Origin of the sequence: Neobacillus niacini NBRC 15566 (assembly GCF_001591505.1) — a bacterium.
GTDB lineage: Bacteria > Bacillota > Bacilli > Bacillales > Cytobacillaceae > Neobacillus > Neobacillus niacini.
In genome coordinates this window covers 22,772-42,983 of the sequence record NZ_BCVA01000012.1, presented here as the reverse complement: position 1 = coordinate 42,983, position 20,212 = coordinate 22,772, and the positions used below count along the sequence as shown (strand labels likewise).

The window sequence follows — 20,212 nt, the reverse complement described above, 5'->3', positions numbered from 1 at the left end:
AATAAAAATTTTCTGCTCACTAATCAACTTTCGGACTACTTGTCCAAAATCAGTACATCTATAATCCCTTGCACCAATAAACTATTACTGATTTGAAACTTTTTGATAGATTAGTAAATAGAGTTTTAGTGAAATATTAATAATGAGGTAATTTCACTTTATAATTAGGTAAACTAAAATACCCAAGATAGAGAAAAAAAACACAGAATTTAACGCAAAAAACATTTTATTAACCCTAATTATTCCATTAAATTGTACCTTCTGTTCTTCGTGTATACGATTTATCTCGCTAATGAGCGCAACTTGGTTTTGATTGACCAATTTGTTAATTTCCTGGAAGGAAGAAATTGTCCCCTTCTCTGTTTTTTCTTGCTGATCCTTCAAGACAATTAAATTAGTATTGATATTAGATTGTGCATGTTCAAGTGACTGCTGTTTAGCTTCTATATTTTTAAAAGTGGTTTGAAATAACTCAAGTTTACTCTCCATAATCTCTTGATACAGCTTAAGCTGATTTTTGGACTGGGTCAATGATATAGATGTTTTTGAAATTTCATCTTGAAATTGTTCAATTAATTTCAGATAATCCGAAGCTTTTTTTACCTTGCCTATTTCTTCACCTAGGTCATTAATATATGTTTCAAGTTGATCAATTTGTTCTATACTTCCCATGGGTAACCTCCATAAGATTTCTCTCTAATTGTTGAATGCAGTGTTTTTATCATACTTCCGTAACTGTATTTATCTTCAAAGTTTGAATATATTTGTTTTAAATCCTCCATCAAATCAAAGCCGTTTGAAATTAAAACTTCACTTAATTGGCCTCTCTGATCGACATTTAAGAAGACATCAGATGTTTCTAAAATAGATCCAAGAATCTCTATACGGACCTCTGAATCCAAGTTGGCAATTTCACGAATCGCTAACGACAACCTTTCCCTGCCATCAATTGAATCAAATTCACCTTCAGCAAGACTAGTCATTCCACTTATCAAGTTAAGACCTATATCATTATTATAACTTTCTAAGAAACGACTAATTGTAATCTTTAAGCTTTTTAACGTACTTATGGCACGCAGTTGTTGGTCCTTACCTTCTTCCTGTACATAGAAGATTTTGAACCAATCCCTCAGTCTATCTTTCTTTGCAACAATCTGCTCGAGGAAATATACATCATCGTTACGCTTAAAATAGACCTCCATTTTTTGTTGCAATGATTTACTATCTGTAAAGTCGTCTGCATATTGTTTCATTAATAACATCGAACGTTTCCTCGAATAGATAACATTATCGTTATACCATTTTAATAACACGAAAAGGACTCTTTTTATAAAGGGATCGCTACTTTTATGAAAATGATTGATTAAGTCAAAATATTGGTCCGATGACTTCTCATTTTGATCCAATGTAAAGGTGTAATCGTATTTTTTAATATGATTAGTTAAGGTATTGACCACTTTCTGCTCAGACCAATCAGCCAATTCTACCTCAATCTCCCTACTTTTCCAATTTATTGTCCAATCCTCAACTATACCCAATAAGGCTAAACGATATACAGATTTTTCTCCTCGTTCTCTATCCTTATCATTACTAAAATTAATGACAACATCTAGCTTATCAGTAGTGAAGTTGTATTGATAAAATGAATAAATTTCTTCAACTTCTTCTTTTATATCTTTTAAATTGTTAGTTAAAAAGAATAATAATGTATTTAAATCACCAGTCATCTTTTTCTTTTCTTGATTTAAGGAGGTTAAATCGGTATTCATTCCAAAGATGGCCAGGTTTTGATATTCACTTAATTGATCGGGGCTGTATAAGATAAGACAATTCGATTTGACTTTGTCTCGTCCAGCACGACCTGCTTCCTGATAAAAGGATTCTAAAGAGCCAGGTATACCATAGTGAATTGTTTGTCGAATATTTCCCTTATCGATTCCCATTCCAAAAGCTTTTGTTGCAACTAATACATCGATTTCATCATCCATAAAAGACTTTTGAATTTGATCCTTATATTTGGAGAAAGAATTATTATCCCATGCTTTAGGTGCACTCCCCGAATAAAACCCAGTTGTTAATCCTGTACTATCATGAATAGAGTGGCTTAACTGAAAACATCCACTCTGGCCATTAACGATAGATGTAAATACTAGAGTAGCACCTTTTTCATTCTTAGAACCTTTAAAACGCTTGTTGCTAGCATTACGTAAATATTCATATAAATACTCTTGTTTTTCCTTTGGATTTACTTTAACAATAGCAAATTCTAATTCTTCACGTGTGAATTTCGGAATGGTAATTACATTATTACTTGTTATCTTCAGTTCTGTCATAATATCTTTTAAAACCTTTGAAGAGGCTGTAGCAGTTAAAGCCAAAAAACGAGCAGAAGGTGCGAACTTTATAATCGAATTTGCTAATGCTAAATATGACGTCCTGAAATCATGCCCCCACTCAGACAAACAGTGAACTTCATCAATAACAGCCATCGATATCGCTTTCGTCCGATTCACCAATGACAGTTCTTCTCTAAACTTTCTCATTTGAAAGCGCTCAGGTGAAATAATTAAAAAGAAATACTTGCCTGCAGCAAAATCTCTAAGACGTTTACTAGACTCTTCAGAAGAAATATCGCTATTAACATAGCTTGCGTGCCCTATGTAATTTTTTTCATTGATATTGGTTATTTGGTCTAACATTAAGGATTTGATCGGTACAACTACAAAGCTTATCGCTGGTTGGAGCATGACGCATATTTGATAAGTAAGAGATTTGCCTCCTCCAGTTGGTAACAAGCCAATTGTGTCTTCCCCATTTAAACTATTAATAATAATTTCTAACTGCCCATCCCTAAACTTTTCATGACCGAATAAATTTTCCAGAATAAATTCTAAAGCCTTTTGATGTGTTTTAGTCTTTAAGGCATAGACCACTGGTTCGTTAACTTTGACAGAAAAATAGTTGGCCTCATCATCAAAATCTGTTCGAATATGATAGACATTCTGTTCTCTAATACAATCATCCCAGCGTTTAAATAAATCAAATTTTATATTGATATAATCATTATTAATTGGACATATTGAATCTTTCTCATAAACAGATATTTTTATATTGGGAATAACTATATTTTTATTAAACAATGTAGCAACATTATTAATCCATAATTCTAAATCCTTTAAAGCAATTTCTAAATAACTTCGCTCTTCAACACTAAATACATTAAAATTCCATGAGGTATCATCAAAAGATATTACACCTCGATCAAGCAGTTCAAGAATAAAAACTTGAAATCTTACTATAGAAGTCAATTTAATTTGAACATCATATTCCTTGGGATTTATATTTAAGTAATTGCGATATTGATTAAATTTATCCTTATTTGCCCAATAAATCTCTCTAAAATTAGCCTTGAATTCTTCATAATTTTTATTTCTAATTTCTTTCGTTTTAATGCGCACCACATTGATTCCGGCACGCTGAAAAGCTTTATCTCTTTTTTTATCAAGATATATTTGATCTCTGTGGCCAATCCCATCCACTTCAATTACGGTTTTAATCAAAGGAATATAAAAATCTACCTGTTGCTTGTTAAAAACTTGATTTACTTCAGGTAGGATTTCAGAAATAGGACATTCGGCAATCGCTAAATTTCTTATAAATCCAAAATTATTTAAAATCGCCGTTAGATGATTATAAAATTGAGCAGCTGGATAATCATTATTACTAATGTCCCCTTTAATAGTCTGGGTCCAGTTTAAGTTCTCCTTTGAAAGAAACTTCACTTCTTTTAAAGTGTCTAAATAGTTTCTTTCTAGCTTGAACTTTCTACGTAAGTATTTCGAAGCAATGGTAGGAGCTCCACGCATGATCATATTTTGAACAATATGTATAATGTTTGTATAAGATGTTATAATCTGTTTGCTCGGTAAATTGGTAATTATGAAATTTGCATTTGAGTGGCAATAGTTTGCTGTGAATTTTTTCATGGTATTTAATCTCCTGCATAGGAACTATTAATATAAATATTATAGGATTAAAGACGGATATTAGGAAGGATTTTTCACAAGTAGTATAATGAAAGTACATACGATTTTTCCTTCATAAGTTAAAAACATAAAAAAATCCCCGTTTTAATAACTTGGGGATTCATAACCTTCTCTGTCAAAGTGATAATAGATCCATTATTCAAGAAACATTATGTCATTTATTAATTTTTTCATTTCTATTTAATTATAATCGAGGATCTCGGACTTGTTTGTTAGAACAGGCTTTTTATTATGTTCCCCAATAATTATTGTACTCAACTCAACCTTTCATAAATATTTAGATTCTTGGTAAGTATTTTACTCAAAGCAATTAGATCTAATGTTAGTTAATACTCTATCATCCCAACTATTTCCTTAAATACCATTGAGGGCTGATCTTCTAAGAGTTTAATATCCAAATTTCTTTTTTCTTTTGAATTTTGGATTTCAAGTTCGTTTCTCGAGTGATCAATATGAATGTCCAAATTCCGTAGGTTTAAGTAAGTGATATTACTAGCTTGATCAATGTTTATATCGTCTAGATGCACTTCTATATTATTAGAAATTCTTCTTAACATCCTCCATAATGCTACTTCTTCTTTTGATTTCATAAAAAGTTCTGGCAGTTCATGAGCGTACATCAATGTGTTTATTGTTGTCATGACATATACACTAATACCATACTGTACTGGTCGTATGACTTGTCCTAATGTAGTCCATGGTTTTAACTTGAAATATGCATATTCATTCTCGTTAGATAAAGGTAAATAAGGAATTTGCTTACCTCTTATAAAAAGTACTTCCTCTATTTCACTGTAGTAATAAATTCCGTTATAATCTTTTGAGATTTCCTTTGAGAGATACAGACCAATGTATTTCGCTTCTTGCCAGCCTTTCTTCAATTGTTTAACTGGTAAAGAGAAAAATCCTCTCTTTTTGAAAATGATATATTCCTTGTGGCTCTTAACATTTGCGACCATAACCTTATCATCTAATGAGGATATCCACTCTTCTTTTGTTCCTTTAGGTAATATTCCTTCTTTCTGAATCTCTTCAGGACCCTTTTCAATTAGATTTTCTATAAATTGTTCAACCAATCTTGTCGTGTTAGGTAAAAAGGGCAGCCCACCAATATTCACTTCGTTTATACTTTTGTAAAAGGAATGCGCTTCATACTCATCCTCATGAAATCCTGGAAATAGGACATAGGCGCCAAATGCTTCTCTTTCATATGGGCCACCACTCTTTACAACTAAAGCATCACGGTAACGATGCATCGTATTAATGTCGTCTTCCAATGGCCCTGGAACAAATTGATTTTTTGCATAATCAAGGCGATACTTGGCATCGAAGATATAGTTATAAGAAAACTCCTTCCCTTTTTTTTCAATACTGAGCATCGTGTCCGGTTTTTGAGATACCGTTGGTAAATTCCTTTCAGCTTTTTGGTAGTAAAGAATAATTTTTTCTCCGGTGATTGGATGTAAAAAAACTCTGCTTGCAGACTTTGTTTGATCTAAGTTTACAAATAAACCATCACGGGTCACTTTAATAATATCTTGTGAAACAGCCTTATATTTCTTGGCTAGAATTTGTCCAAGCTTTAGGAAAGTCCAATATTCATATAGTAATGCAACATCTTTTACTGACATTTGATAAAATTTTCCGTTCAACGTTAGTCCCCTGGATACAATTAAGTAAATTTGAAATGCATCCCGATAACCTGGTGCCATTTGAATTACCAAACTCATTATTGACCTGTCTAATTCACCAATTCCTTGCCAAAAAGTTGACCTAATTCTTGCAAGTAATTGGTTATTCATTCCTGATATTTTATTTAGTAACCAATTATCTTCATTTCCCTTTTCAAATTTACCGCCATTATTATTTATTTGCTTATATAAGCCCTCAAGTTTATGTATAAGTCTTTTCATCATCCACTTCACAAAGCGATTTTCTAACGTGTCAAAGGAAAGGCTCTTTTTAATACTTAACCCTTGTGTTGGCATAATAGATTTGTCATGAATAAGGATACCTTTTTCGACTTCTTGAAATAAATTAGGTCTTTTTCGTAGATAATTACGACCTTTTGAATCTATCCTCCCAAGCTGGTCCCCTCTCTTCTTTTGATAGGTCGTTTTCAGTGCGTGGTGTGGCTGTAGTTCTATCCGAGTGATCGACTGCATAAACCTTTCAAAATGTACATCCAGTAAACGGTAGAACTCTGTCCAGGAGGGTTTTTCACTAGCAACCGAAGTAGCACCTAAATATGTTCTTTTTACAAAGTGATACGCCAGGTTATATACTTCTTCGTTCACTTCGTTTAAGAGTCTTTGGTAGTCCTCTTTGTAGTCAAGCTTTGAAGGGAAAATTTCTAGCATTACTTTTAATAATGGTGTTTTCCCTTCAAGTATTTCAAAGGTAGAATATCCTACCTCATTAGGAAAATGTAAATTCCCCATAAGCAGCTTATTGGATCCATGCCCTACTAGACCAATAGCATTTCTTAATCCAGGGTTTTCATGGTGAAACTTCAACTGTTTCCCTCTTTTGGATGTCACAACGAGTTGATAGATTCCATTTTCAAAAAAGATAGGTCTTGGTTTTATATTTGAATTCATAATTCCTGTATTTACATCAAAAAGTTGAACACTTTCAATACCAATACCCTCATATATAAAATCCATTCGATCTTCTACTTTTATTTTCCGATAGGATAGTAAGTTCTGATAGCGCTCGTGGAATGGTTTTCCCTTGATATATAAACTTATTTCTGATGTTTCAATTACTACAAGCTCAACATCTTCAACCACCGATCCAAAAGGATGTAAAGCCATCGTCCTGATACCTCCTTAACATATCAGCTATTTTTTGGGCACTCCTTGGGTATCGTGAACCCTTAATTTCCTCATACAAAACACCTAGCTGGTCATCTTTAACTTCTTTATTTGTACAATATGTATAAAGGTCTTTTAATACGGAAAATAATCTATAATCACTACCTGATAATCGAGGCAAGATTTTTTGTAATAGTTGATAATCTAAAGCCTCTTTGAAATCCATAAGCTGTCCGTTTGTGTTATACATCATATAAAAACAAATCTCATCGCGAACTCTATATCCCACATGTGCACCTATTCTCTCAAGCACTGTATTGACTTTTAATAACTCATCCGTTACTTGATGGACAAGATTCTTGTTGGTTTGATAGGCATCTTTTAGGTGTATGTATTGTACCCTTAACTGAGAGGTATTTATTTTTAGTGATTCTATCTCTTCTTGTTCTTCTAGAAAGGAAAAGTTATTTAATTCCACTCGATTAAATTCTATTGTATTTGCTCGATCTAATACTTTTTTACTAAAAGGATGTGTTGTTTCATCCATATTAACCGTTCCGATAATAAAGACATTTTCTGGAATACCAAGTTTCTCTCCCATGATTTCTTCTGGGAGCACAGGATGAGTTACCAGCCTTCCATCTAACCATTCGCGGCTTTCAATCACACTCAAGAAATCACTGAAATAATATTCAACCCGAGCTAAATTCATTTCGTCTAACAGGACAAAATATGGATCATTGGGATTTTCAGTTGCTTGTTTTATTACCTTTGTTAATGGTCCCGGAATAAAATCCCCTTTAATATCTCGATATCCTAAGAGGTCTGAACCATCACTCCAATCCGGTCGAACAGGGATGAGATTGAATTGGCTATTTTCTTTCGTTGCTCCAAGACTCTCCGCAAACCATTTTACCATCATCGTTTTCCCAGTTCCTGAAATCCCTGATAAAATAACAAACGGTTTAGTTTTTAAAGATAGATATAAATTAATTACTTCATCCTTTTCATAGTAAAACCCTTTACTCTTTATGTAATCGTGAATATGGGAGGTTAACTCTAAATCATTTAACTTCTCTACTTTATTACGGTATGTAATTAAATTCACCCTATATTTATTGGGTTCACTTGTCTCATAAAACTCGATAAATTCGGCCAAATTCTCAGGGATATTTTTTCTGCCATTTTCTAAAAAATAATCATAACTTGAATGAAAGACCTCTTTAATATATTCCTTTAAGTCTTTAGCGAATTCTAACAGTATAGTGTCGGATTGAACTTTCCTATCAGCATTCCTAAGATGTGCTTTATATATTTTGTTATTAATTAATAACCTTACTTCCTCTCTTTTCCCACTTTCGATCCGTAATCCATTATTAGCATTATAAAAATCCTGATGAAATTCCTGTGGTATAGCAGTACTGCCATGTTCCACAATAGACCAATCCACTTTTTTTCGACCAATTAAATTAGGAGTATTATCCTTTGACCAACTAGCTTTCTCTTTGACCATTACTAACTTTTACCTCTTTTCAATTATTTTCATTATCTCTATTTTAAAATAACAACCACAAAAAACCTATCCATTTTTAGGAAATATCATTTAAATTTATGTAATTTGTGGTTTTTGACAACTATATTCCTTAAAGAAACGGAGGATCAAAAAACCACTTTAAATTTTAAAGTGGTTTTTTGAAAATTTAATCGTTATAACATAGAATGTAATGTAACATACTGTATCGCAATTCTATGGTTTTGCACTTTGTTATCTAAATTAATGAATATTACTAGAATTAGCGCCTTCATATACTACATTGTATTCATTATTTTTCAATAACTCCGTTAAATATTCATGAGAAATACCTCTTTGTAATATCTCATGATAAAACTGATTTTCAAAACCTCTCAAGCAGCCATAGCAACTGGTGTCTTCACCACACCCACAGGATCCAGCCACCTTCATTTTAGCATTTTCCAACACCCCTCTTAGATGCTGTGATATTTTCTTGGCATGCCCTGCACCACCTGGTACATCATCATATAAAATAATCGAGGTATTGGTGACATCCACTCCATCTGCTCTGTATAAACAGCCGCCGATTTCGCTTCTAGCTATTCCCAATTCAATACTTGCTCCTTCCATTACCGCATAAAGCAGCGACGGCCAGAAGCTTTTCTGAATGTACTTCATAGACATTAATGGTAATTTGATTTCTACGACATCGGTGACAAATTCATGTCCTAAATGAATATTATGCAAGTATGTGTTTTCGCACTTTTTACCGAGTTTGGTTTTATGCTCCATACCCCTTTCTTTTGACCTTCTATTCCTTGCTTCTCTAGTTTGGGTAATGTATCCACAGCGCTTACAAAGTGAATATCCCAGCCCTCCACCATTATTAACAATGACCAGCTTACCTCTAGAAGAATATTTAACATCGATTTCATGCGTCCCAATCTTCACAACTTCGTGCACCGTTTCAGTTAGTTCTAAATCTTCATCTACATAGTTATCAAATTTTACTCTTGAAGGCATAGGTTTGGCTTTTCGTTTTTCACCCGGATTTCCTGGTAACTCGTCTGCCTTTGTAGAAAATCCGAATACAGGCTGGAGGTAATAATGATAGTTTAATGGCTCATTACAACAATCCGGTTCCCTTTCTTCATAAGACGTACCCAAATCAACATGATATCCATACAGTCGTCCGCAGTTCTTACAAATAGCATATTGCTGAACTGGCCAGCTTTTCATTCTACTCATGTTTAATGCATATGGTTTCCATACCTTTTTATTTGCTACTATCTCGGATCCTGGAGCAAATTCAGAAATTGCTAGTTTTAAATCCCTTGAAATATTAATTACCTTGGCATTTTCTCCATTGTGAAGAATATCTAGATTAACCACATCCACCGGGAATCCATATTTGGGTAATACGTTGCTTGATGACAAAAAGCTCAAAACATCTTTTTTCAAGTACGTATTTTCAATCTTTAATATATTGTCACTAGGTTTTCGTTCTAAATCTAGTCTTTTTTTCAATTCTTCTAGTTCACCTATTATCTCTTTCACATTTGATTCAGCAATAACTAAGGCTCCCTCATCCTCTTTAACGAGATATTCCACCCATTTCCAATTTTCTATATCTACGAATGCTTGTAGTGTTTTAGAATTCGGAACAATATAGTTCAATGAACTCTTTAAATCTTCCGGATGATCACTTAAAACTTCTTTTAAGACCTCTACTGCACTTTTTCCGCCTTCGCCGGATAGGTTAAGAAAATTATCCACTTTACCATAATAGGTTTGATACTTTCTAAAAAACCATGCAAACACTACGGAGAACATATGCCGCAATACTATTTTTTCATTGTTCATTTCAATATAAGGAGCCTTAATCATTCCACCAATGATATTTTCAGGAAATTGGTAGTACGTAAGGTCATGTGAACGCCTTTTGGCATAGGTTAATGAAAAGGCAGTCGATTCAGTTCGTCTACCTGCACGTCCAGCTCTTTGGATATAATTTGCGGTTTCAGGTGGAACATTGCGCATAAATACTGCTTCAAGTTGTCCAACATCCACACCCATCTCAAAGGTAGTAGAACAGCTTAGTACATTAACCTCTCCCTTTTCAAACCGATTCTGCAATCTGGAGGCGTATTCACTTGTTAACTGTGCCGTATGTTCATTTGCTATTAGCGGTAATGGTTTCATCTTGGTATATAAATCCTTAAAATATGAGAATCTGCTCATTCCTTCTTTGTTTTCGACCAATTTTCCATCACACCTAAATGAAGGGCAAATTCCTCTCAAATTATACGAAACTATACTTCCGCATTTATCGCAAATATATAAATTCTCTGGTTTCAGGACTTGCCACTTTTTATAATTCAGTTTTAACACAGTTCCTTCTCTTGCAAGTGGCGTTTCAGAAATATATCCATCTTTTACCCAAAAGTTTCTATATAGCCTTCCAACAAGTAGTTCTTTTAACAGACTCCTTGCTTTACTAGAAGCTTCTTCCTTCGAATATCCTTTTCCTTTATACATTTTCTGAATATAATCGAGTCTTTTGTTGTTGAAATTTTCCTTCGGTAACCAGCCTAGAATCATATTACCTAGTGCACTTTCTTCTGCTTCCAACTTAAAATATACTTCTTTATTTCGTGGAGCAAAGGTTTGATCAGTAATAGAAACTAAATCTGGAAACGTAATACTGTTCATATCTCGCAAGGAATTAAATAAAACTTTATACAACTCCCATAATTCATCAATGGTAAGGTCTAAGTCCACATCAATCCCAAGACTGTTCATATTCAATTTGGACCACTTGTCGGGTTTTTCAGGGACAAAAGAAATCAAACCCAACCCTTCTAGACCAATCTGACGTTCTGTATTCATAAATTCCTTAATTAAAACTGTTTGTATTTGCTTTTGCTTCTCAATATCGTCCAGACCATTCTCGAATAGGCCTTTTTGTTTTCCATACCTTACTACCGCATTGGCTAGACTATCTATTCGAATATCATCATATTCTTGGAGATTCCCTAGTTCATTGATAATGGCATTTCTCCATAAAATATTGCTATACTTTGTCTGCAAATACGATGCAAAAAAGGCAGCCTCTTGTCGGCTATCTGAAAAAACCAATAGTTTACGACCAATTAATTCTTCATCAATATCTTCAATTTCTCCAAACAAATCATCCTCAATAACCTTTTGCTTATTTGATGGGATACATTGATATAAGGACCTAGTTAATACCTCTGTAGCCGGATCATCAGCTGTTCTAAATTGTTTGACAATGTTTTTCGAATGATTGCCACACTTTAAGCATGTATTGACAGTATGTTCCTGCATTTTTATTTTGAGTACTTTGATAAATTTATCGTTCGGGTAATCGCAGCAATGAAAGGGCTTCATTTTTCCTTCAGGTTCTATATGACCACAACCTGTGCATAAGATGTATTCATCGCTCTCTATTGAAATATTACCGCCTTCAACGATAGATTCATCACCATCTACCAATGAGAAGTCCAGACCTTCTTCAGCCGCACTAAGCATATAATATTCCTGTTTTCTTTTAATCACACCTTCAATATCCACATCTGAATCAGCATGAATAAGTAGTTCATTTTCTGTTCGCCCAGTGATATATTCTTGGCCACATCTTTGACAGTTTGCCAATTCAAATGTAGCAACGGTATTACCGTCATCTAATCTATATGTTTTTCTTCTGTCTAGAAATAATCTTCGTTTTTTGTAAAGTGATACATAAGCGCCTTCTAAGGCTTTTGCGAATACATGATACCTAGCAGGTAATAATGGCATACTTTCATCATCTTCTTTAGCCATTGCACACAGATTAACGACCACTACAATTGCCTCCAACTTTTCATTGCTTGTTATATTTTCGTCTTGGAAGAAAGATTTGGTTAACTCACTAAGCAGCTGTGGCTTCCTTTGAAGACTTTCCTGCAATTGCATGACATTTATATCATCTTTAAGCAATTCATATAACTCTGAGTTAGTCCTGTTTTTTCCTAAGTTAAAATATTCATCACTTCTTCTTTTTAACGCGTGTATTTTCCGCTCTGTTAGATTAACTCTCTTAGATTCAATTATATTTTCTGGATAAAACGGTTCGTGAAATAAATCAGAAGCAAATTGTGCTACTTCATGCAATGCATCTTTACCGCCACCTAGTGTCGCACTTGTAGCAATACAAGTTAATCTCTGTTTCTGATTTTTGGATATTCTTTCTTTCAATTTCTGTAAAAGCATTGATATCTCTGTACCTTTAGCACCATTATAGGTATGAGCTTCATCTAACACAATAAACTTCCAATTTTCTGCATTTCCTTGATCAAAAAACACATTATCATTAGGACGCAATAGTAAATATTCTAACATTGCATAGTTTGTCAGCAAGATATGTGGTGGATTTTCTCTCATTTTTTCCCGAGAAATTAATTCATTTGGAATGGGCTCTATGTCCGGATTTGTTTTGGCGAATAATTCCTCTGCCTTCTTTTGTGATTCCTCTGTTTCACCTGTATATCTGCCAAATGTTATTTCTGGATAATCCTTTAAAATGCCTCTTAATCTAGCAATCTGATCATTTGCGAGGGCATTCATAGGATAAAGCAATAGCGCCCTAATGCCATTATTTAACGTCCCCGCCTCTTTTTCTCTCATTAATTCATTTATAATCGGCAGTAAAAAGCACTCCGTTTTACCACTTCCAGTACCCGTAGCAACGATGATATTTTTCCCTTCAATTACTTTTTTAATGGCGGTTTCTTGGTGTATATACAATGTCCTTTCAAGTGGGAAGTGTTTTTTCAGTGCATTAAACTCCTTGGACATAAGACCCTCGTCCATTAAAGCATGAATGCTTTTCCCAGTTATAAAGGGTTGTGTGATTTCAATAAATGGACCTTTTACAAACTTGCCTTCCTCCCCTAGCTGTTTTTTTGCCTGTTTCATTAAATCCTTGTCTTGAAAGAAAAACATCGAACTTAAATATTCCACATACTCATGTTTAATTTTCTTGGTTGTCTGAATAGGATTTAAACCCATGAAAATCTCCTTTCTAAATGCATATATAGTTCAAGTACAATTGCATCCCGATAATATAATTTCTGACATTTTTCTATTGTATAGTGCAATAAATGACTAAACATTTTTCTTTCGTTCATCAAACCGTTTCTGATAAAAGATGCGTATAATGCAATTAATCCAATATAATATCCTAATTCATCATCAGTTTTCCGTTTAGATAAAGCATCGAAAGCATCTTTAAATTGTTCTCTTACGTTACTATCACAGGGTACCTCAAGAACATATGCTAGTCGTTCTTGTATTTCTATTGAAGCCTTATTATGATCTTTCCATTCTGCCAGTAATTGAAGCCTCGATTTACCAAATATCATAGTCTCCTGAACTACATGTTGTCTTTGAAATTCTCTTAAAAAATCACCGGAGGTTTTATTCATATTTTTAGTTCGCTGCAATGAAGTGTATACATATTGAAAATAATCTGCAATATTGGAAGGTTTCCCTAAATTTTCATCCGAAAGGAATGTAGCAGCTGTATCTCCTTCTCCAAATAAATCTTCTTCTCTCAATACATCAATACCTGATAGCCCCGCCCAATTCAGTCCCCTAGAATTATTATCCGATTGTATTAGATTGATAAAACCAGCCATATCCTCATCAATATCAACAAGTAAGTTATATTGAAATTCATTCAACCTTGGCGTGGAAGTTAAATTATTGCAATAAAATTTATGAAGCAATTCCTTTTTGAATACCGTTGAGAAATCGCTTTCTAAGATATATCTAATTGTTTCACTTCCGTAACTTGAAAACAAATCAAATAAGGATTCAAATATCTTCGCGACTGTAGAAGCATCCTCTTTCTCTAAGAAGAATCTATTATGCAAGATATAAGCATTTGCGAGCAGATTGATATCTTCCGGTACTTTCACACGGATACTACTACTATTTGAATCAATCTGTTGTAATTTTCTCAGAGCGGATTCTCTTTTCAAATATCTACTTCTCAATAGCTGATATAAAACTCTCTCCATATCAGTGGAATAATGGTTTTCCCCTTTTACTACTATGATTCCTTTTTGAAAATCTTTCAATGAACAAATCTCTGCTTCCGAATCTTCAAGGAATAAATCATCTGTTTCTTTTTGTATCAAATATTTATAAATTCCTTCTTCAAGCATCTCGGAATTTATGATTACTTCGCAAGATTTATCTTCAACTTTGAAATGATATGGAGGTAACCACGGTTTAAGGAAATTTTGCAAAACGATTTCTCGGCCGTAACGTGTCCCCCTCTCTTCCCATTTGATATGAATATCATTCTCACTTTGAGTAAACTGTGAATTTTTTACCACTACTTCATCTTGGAAACGTGCTACCAAAAACCTCGAAATCGGTATATCGTTTGAATCGAGTAAGGTTACACGAAGATGATAATCTATCTCAGTGCTTGAATTATTTTGAACTTCTAATAGGTATGAATTCAAAGGAACTCTCAAACCATCCTTGTTTTTTATTGAAATAGTATTACTTAGGACAATATTTTTGTCCGCTCCAATTAACTCAATTCTTAGGTTTTGAATATCATAAAGTGCATCAAAATCAAAGGCATATAATAAGTATGGATCTGTTGCATCTCTAAGTTCCTGTGGGGTCAGCGTATATAATCTGCTAAGTAATTCGATAATTTCATTTTCAAGGCCAATAATTCCCCATGAAACGGGGTAAATGCTCTTTTTAATTGAAGTGGAAAATACCTCACCATTGGAGGTGTATCGGTACTCACCAATTAGGTATCGTTCCTTATCATTCACTTTATATCGATGAAGGGTATAGTCATCGCGTTGGATTTCTGAAACCTTTTCAGCATTATATATATCTAATTCTACTGTATTACTTGTTCGTATTAGTTGTATATGATTTACATACCCTTGGTAGTTAGTCGGCCAGTAATCATTTTTATCTATTTGAAATTTACCAAAAGGCACATATTCTAGACTAAACTTCCCATTCATTCCTGAACGGTTCCATATTTTGATTTCATAATCACCATAACGTTCTTCGTTAATATATTGGCTTAGCAAGATTCTTTCACAGTCAGATGGAGCAACAAAGTTAGATTTTTCAATAACTTCGCTACCTGACTTATGTTTAATATCGATATGCCACTCGCCTTCATTAATTATCGGGACTTTTATGTACGGCAATTTTATATATGCTCTGCAATTTTCCTGATTAAATAAGGTCTCCCCCCCGTCGATAGTAGGTTTATTCTCAGAACTCACACGAATACTCAATCCCGTACATTCAAGTACTTTCAAATTCGACAAGTCCACTTTATATACATTGTAGTTCGTCCACGAAGGGATCTGAGGAAGTTCCATGATGGATAATTCTTCTTTTCTTAAGATATTGATGTTTTTATTCAGCAAAAGAATGACTGAGTTATTAGGCAGATTTTCTGACTTGATGACGTTTCCATTTTGTGAAAATGAAATATAGCTATCTTTCATAACTACATCAAATTCCCATTTGGATATTTGATTATCGTCCACCTTCAGTGAAATAGTATAAGATTGAGAGGGCTTTAAGGTTAAAAGCTTTTCTTCAGAAACCTTAACTCCACTTCTATTAAAAAAATCAGCTTTCACTAGATTTGTAGTTTCATCACTAGAGATTTCCCAGATTAAATAAGAATCATAACATTCCTTAACCACTATTCTTGGAATTTCACAATAAATCCCTATTCCATCTAAATCTATTTTTATTTTTGGTGCAGATATTTGAACATTGCTTCGTGCTTGTAGATTTTTCTTATTCTTTGGTTTTTCCTTCCACAATGACGTCTGTTCTACCATTCGGTTATAGTTACCGCTTTCCATCTCTTCATCACTATCAACAGAATCATTCAGAATTAATTTTCGGGTATTTTGAATGAAGTTGTAAGAATCTCTTTTATTAGCTAACTTAAGATATCTTTTAACTGTTATTTCAGTCTTATTTTTCAAATAAGATAGGTAATCATCTACATCAAAGTCATCATAAAAAGCATCATTAACCGTATTACTAATTGCTGACAAATAACCATCATAGGCATTTATTGGGATACCCGCATGACACAAAATTGGCGTAACATAGGCATACCCTTCTTGACTTTCATTTTCAAATCTATTTAAGTTGAATGTTTCTAATACTCGTGTAAAGACAGAATTCAAATCCATTCTCCGGTTGTACGTTAACTCCCCAATATACTTTTCTATTGGTTTCCAAAATGTTCGATTATCATATTCATAGACAGCACAAAAGACAAGGAATACAGCTATACATTCCTTAAACTTATTAAATACCTGAGGGGATACATCACTTTCATATAAAACCGTGATAATTGATGCTAGATGATTGAAATCTTCTTGGGATAGAGGCAAGTCCCCTATCAAACTATAATGAGGTATCTTTGCACTCAAGACTTCATTCATTGATTTTAGTGAACTATCTTCATGAAATAATTGCATCTACAACTCTCCTAAATTAAAAATGCTGTACTTAACGGGATGTATGGAATAACGATTTCCGAATTTTCATATGTATAAGTATATTTAAATAATAAACTGGCAATATACTTACAATTATTCGTTAAGCTAGGTCGTTTTTCCTTTATTTATTATGAAACTATATTCTCAACGTAGATACAAAGGAATTAAAATTATTATCTTAAATAGTATAAAAAGATAACAGTTAAAAAAGGGCTGCTTATGTTAGCTACCCTTTAAAATTACTCTATAAAGTTAAAGGTAACCGTGCCTTCCGCTCAAAGTGAAAATGCAGGCGGTATTCACAAATCTCCTTTGTCCATTGGAATAATGTTTCCTCATCGTCTATAACAACATCAATGTTAATGTGAAACACATCTTTTTCATAGTTTATTAACCCTTTAGAACTACCACTCCATTTGGTCATAGGCATAGTAGCAATCAATTTGCTGACCCCTTTTTCATCATAGTCCCATAATTTCTTGGCCTCTTTATCGGAAAAATCAATTCTCTTTCGATGTTCTTTTTCCATAAGGTATTGATGAAAGAAAGGTGCCACATCTTTGGAAGATATAGGCTTGTACCAGTTCGATTTTCCACTTTCGAGCATGGCTAATAAAACAACCATTTTATAACTTTTAGCCTTCCTGTTTTTTCTACTTCGACGAACCAATTTTCATATCGGTCAAATATTTCAATCTCTCGTTCCGTTAATTCTTCAGCCCACTTTAGAAAACCAAAATAAGAATTAAATTCCTGTCGATAGTGCGGTGAATCTGCAGCTCCCTTTAAATGTAATTCTAAATATGTAGGTCTTTTTCCTATATCCCTTTTTAAATCCATATAATCTTGGAACAGTTTCTCTCTTCTCGGTTGCCGCTTTCTGATCATTTCTTTAAGAAGGTCAATGACATTAACATCCAAATCAATCTCACAAAAGGCCGGTAATGTTGGTTGGATGTTTCTAGGTTTACCCTCATTAGGTTGTGTATCAAATAAACTTAATTTAATATCCGCATTACGATAATTTCCTATTAAGTCAATAATTACACACTTTTCCTTGTGAGGATGCAAGCGCAGTCCACGGCCAATTTGTTGGGTAAAAACAGTCAATGCTTCTATCGGTCTGACAAATAAAAGCGTGTCTACCGCTGGAATATCTACACCTTCATTGAAAAGGTCAACAGTGAAAATAATATCCATTTCCCCTTTGCCAGCTGCGAAATGGCCTGATTTCTACTGATACCATTCCGCTGAGAATGAAGACTAACGGTATGATAGCCATGGTTATTAAAATAGTTTGATAAATAGTCGGCTTGTCTAATGGAAGAACAAAATCCCAGTGTTCGAGTTTGCTTCTTATCTTCCCAAGCTTGTAGTATCTTTTGAGCTAATTCTTCTCTTAATTGAACTTGTAGTAATTCCTCTTCGGCATATCGATTTCCCAGCCATGTGATTTGACTATAGTCTGTGTCGTCATATACCCCATAATAGGTAAAGGGTGCTAACCATTGGTGGTTAATCGCTTCCAAGAAATCTAATCTGAATGCAACGTTCCCATCACAAAGCGCATATACATCCTTATTGTCATTTCGATCAGGGGTGGCTGTTATCCCTAGTAAAAATTTCGGCTGAAAATAATCTAACGCACGTTTATATGAATCCGCTGCAGCATGATGGAATTCATCCACAATAATTAAATCAAATTCATCCGCCCTAAACTGCTCAAGGTGCTTCTTAATACTTAGTGTATAGATCGAAGCAAATATGGCATCTGCTTCACCTTCTTTTATCTTGCCATTGTAAATACCATACTGCTTTTCAGGCATAATTCTCTTAAAAGAATCTCTTGCTTGATAGAGAATTTCCTCACGATGAGCAATAAAGAGAATCTTCGTAAAGTTTTGTGCAAAAAATCCAGCCAAATAGGTTTTCCCCAGCCCAGTAGCCATCACAACCAGGGCTTTATTTTATTCTTCTTCTAAAGTTTTATTTAACTCTTCAAGTGCTTCAATTTGTGCAAAACGAGGCAGTATCTCTCCATAAGAAACCGACGGTTCCAATACGACTTCGGGCATTTCAGGACTATCCTTTTTTGCAGGAAGCATTAATTCTTGTTCTTCAAGTTCAGTCCATTTTCGAACTAGATTTGGATGTTTTCGCTGATACTCATCATAATTAACCTGATACGCTTCGAGGGTTTCTTTATTTAATGGGACCGTTTGATCCGAGTAGAAAATAGCAATTCCTTTAGTGCTTCATCAAAAACTTCTTTTTCATCACTCACTGAAATATTCCATTCGATGCCTTGATTCAAAGCAGAATTTGAAAGATTGGAAGAGCCAATAAAGAGAACATCATGTTCATTTGATTGAAAAAGATATGCTTTTGGATGAAATGAAACACCATTACTTTTCCATAGGCGAATTCTTATTCGCTCATCTATTGAAAGCAATTCTTCTAAAGCCTCAGGCTGTGTTATGTACAAATAATCACCTGTACAAATCTTAATATCCGCCTCATTTTTTGCTGCTTTCTTCAAGGTATCTTTAATAAAATTGACACCTGATTTCATGACAAAAGAAGACAATACACAGACTGTATCCGCACTTTCAATTTTGTCATTCAAATGTGAACCAAGGTCTCTTGTAATCAGTTGAATCTTACTCATCCTCAACCTCTATTAAAAAGATTTTATCTTTAAATCCACCGCGTTTCTCTGCCTTTTCCAGTCGTACCTGTTCCACCTTTTCAATGCTCGCTCCGTGACATTCAGCAAGAGCATGGATAATTTCCAAGAGGTCTGCTAACTCTTCAACTGCTTCTTTATCATTTTCTGCATTTATGTATTCATTTAGTTCCTCAAAACTTTTTGTTTTTAATTCTTTTATGTATTCTTCATTATCTAAAATTCTTGTAGTAAATTTTTTTCTGTCTTTTCAATTACCTCAGGAATACGATCACGGACTAATTTGTTATAAATCGGCATTAATGTTACCTCCAATATTGATATACCTATATTATAACGATTTAAGTAAATATTTACATTCCTGGTAGATGGTTAATTTCTAAACAGAAAATAGTCATAGTTATTAGAATACAATCAATAAACTTCTTGTAGAACAAGTTGAAATAGAAAATAGCAGAGTACCTTTTCGTTTACTCTGCTCTACAAATACACTGTTTGATACCGGTGGTCGGGGTCGAACTATTCGAAATGTATACACAGATTCTTAATAAAGATATACTTTTATTTAT

At 33.8% G+C, this 20,212-nt stretch carries 6 protein-coding genes and 2 pseudogenes; all 8 read right to left on the bottom strand.

Going from position 1 to position 20,212, the window contains the following annotated elements; all coding sequences use genetic code 11:
- Positions 1-153: 153 nt before the first annotated feature.
- The 8 genes and pseudogenes from BANA01_RS11965 to BANA01_RS11930 all read right to left on the bottom strand — a co-directional run bounded on the left by BANA01_RS11965 (position 154) and on the right by BANA01_RS11930 (position 19,943).
- Positions 154-672, bottom strand: a complete 519-nt coding sequence (locus tag BANA01_RS11965) for a hypothetical protein (RefSeq protein WP_063253290.1) — start codon at positions 670-672, stop codon at positions 154-156.
- Positions 660-3,986 (bottom strand): RecQ family ATP-dependent DNA helicase, encoded by a 3,327-nt coding sequence (locus BANA01_RS11960; RefSeq protein WP_063253289.1) that lies wholly within the window; start codon positions 3,984-3,986, stop codon positions 660-662. Before BANA01_RS11960 ends, BANA01_RS11965 begins: the two co-directional genes overlap by 13 nt.
- Positions 3,987-4,372: 386 nt before the next feature.
- A complete protein-coding gene (locus BANA01_RS11955; RefSeq protein ID WP_063253288.1) occupies positions 4,373-6,862 on the bottom strand; it encodes a restriction endonuclease-like protein in 2,490 nt (829 codons plus the stop codon).
- On the bottom strand, positions 6,831-8,375 hold the full coding sequence (locus BANA01_RS11950) for an McrB family protein (RefSeq protein WP_063253287.1): 1,545 nt from the start codon (positions 8,373-8,375) through the stop codon (positions 6,831-6,833). The genes BANA01_RS11955 and BANA01_RS11950 overlap by 32 nt, the downstream gene beginning before the upstream one ends.
- A gap of 261 nt (positions 8,376-8,636) precedes the next feature.
- On the bottom strand, positions 8,637-13,445 hold the full coding sequence (locus BANA01_RS11945; RefSeq protein WP_063253286.1) for a DEAD/DEAH box helicase: 4,809 nt from the start codon (positions 13,443-13,445) through the stop codon (positions 8,637-8,639).
- Complete coding sequence (locus BANA01_RS11940) at positions 13,436-16,936, bottom strand: hypothetical protein (RefSeq protein WP_063253285.1); 3,501 nt, start codon at positions 16,934-16,936, stop codon at positions 13,436-13,438. The genes BANA01_RS11945 and BANA01_RS11940 overlap by 10 nt, the downstream gene beginning before the upstream one ends.
- 265 nt (positions 16,937-17,201) lie before the next feature.
- Positions 17,202-19,625 (bottom strand): annotated as a pseudogene (locus BANA01_RS11935) (DEAD/DEAH box helicase family protein).
- Positions 19,618-19,943, bottom strand: a pseudogene (locus BANA01_RS11930) (nucleoside triphosphate pyrophosphohydrolase). Before BANA01_RS11930 ends, BANA01_RS11935 begins: the two co-directional pseudogenes overlap by 8 nt.
- Positions 19,944-20,212: the final 269 nt, after the last annotated feature.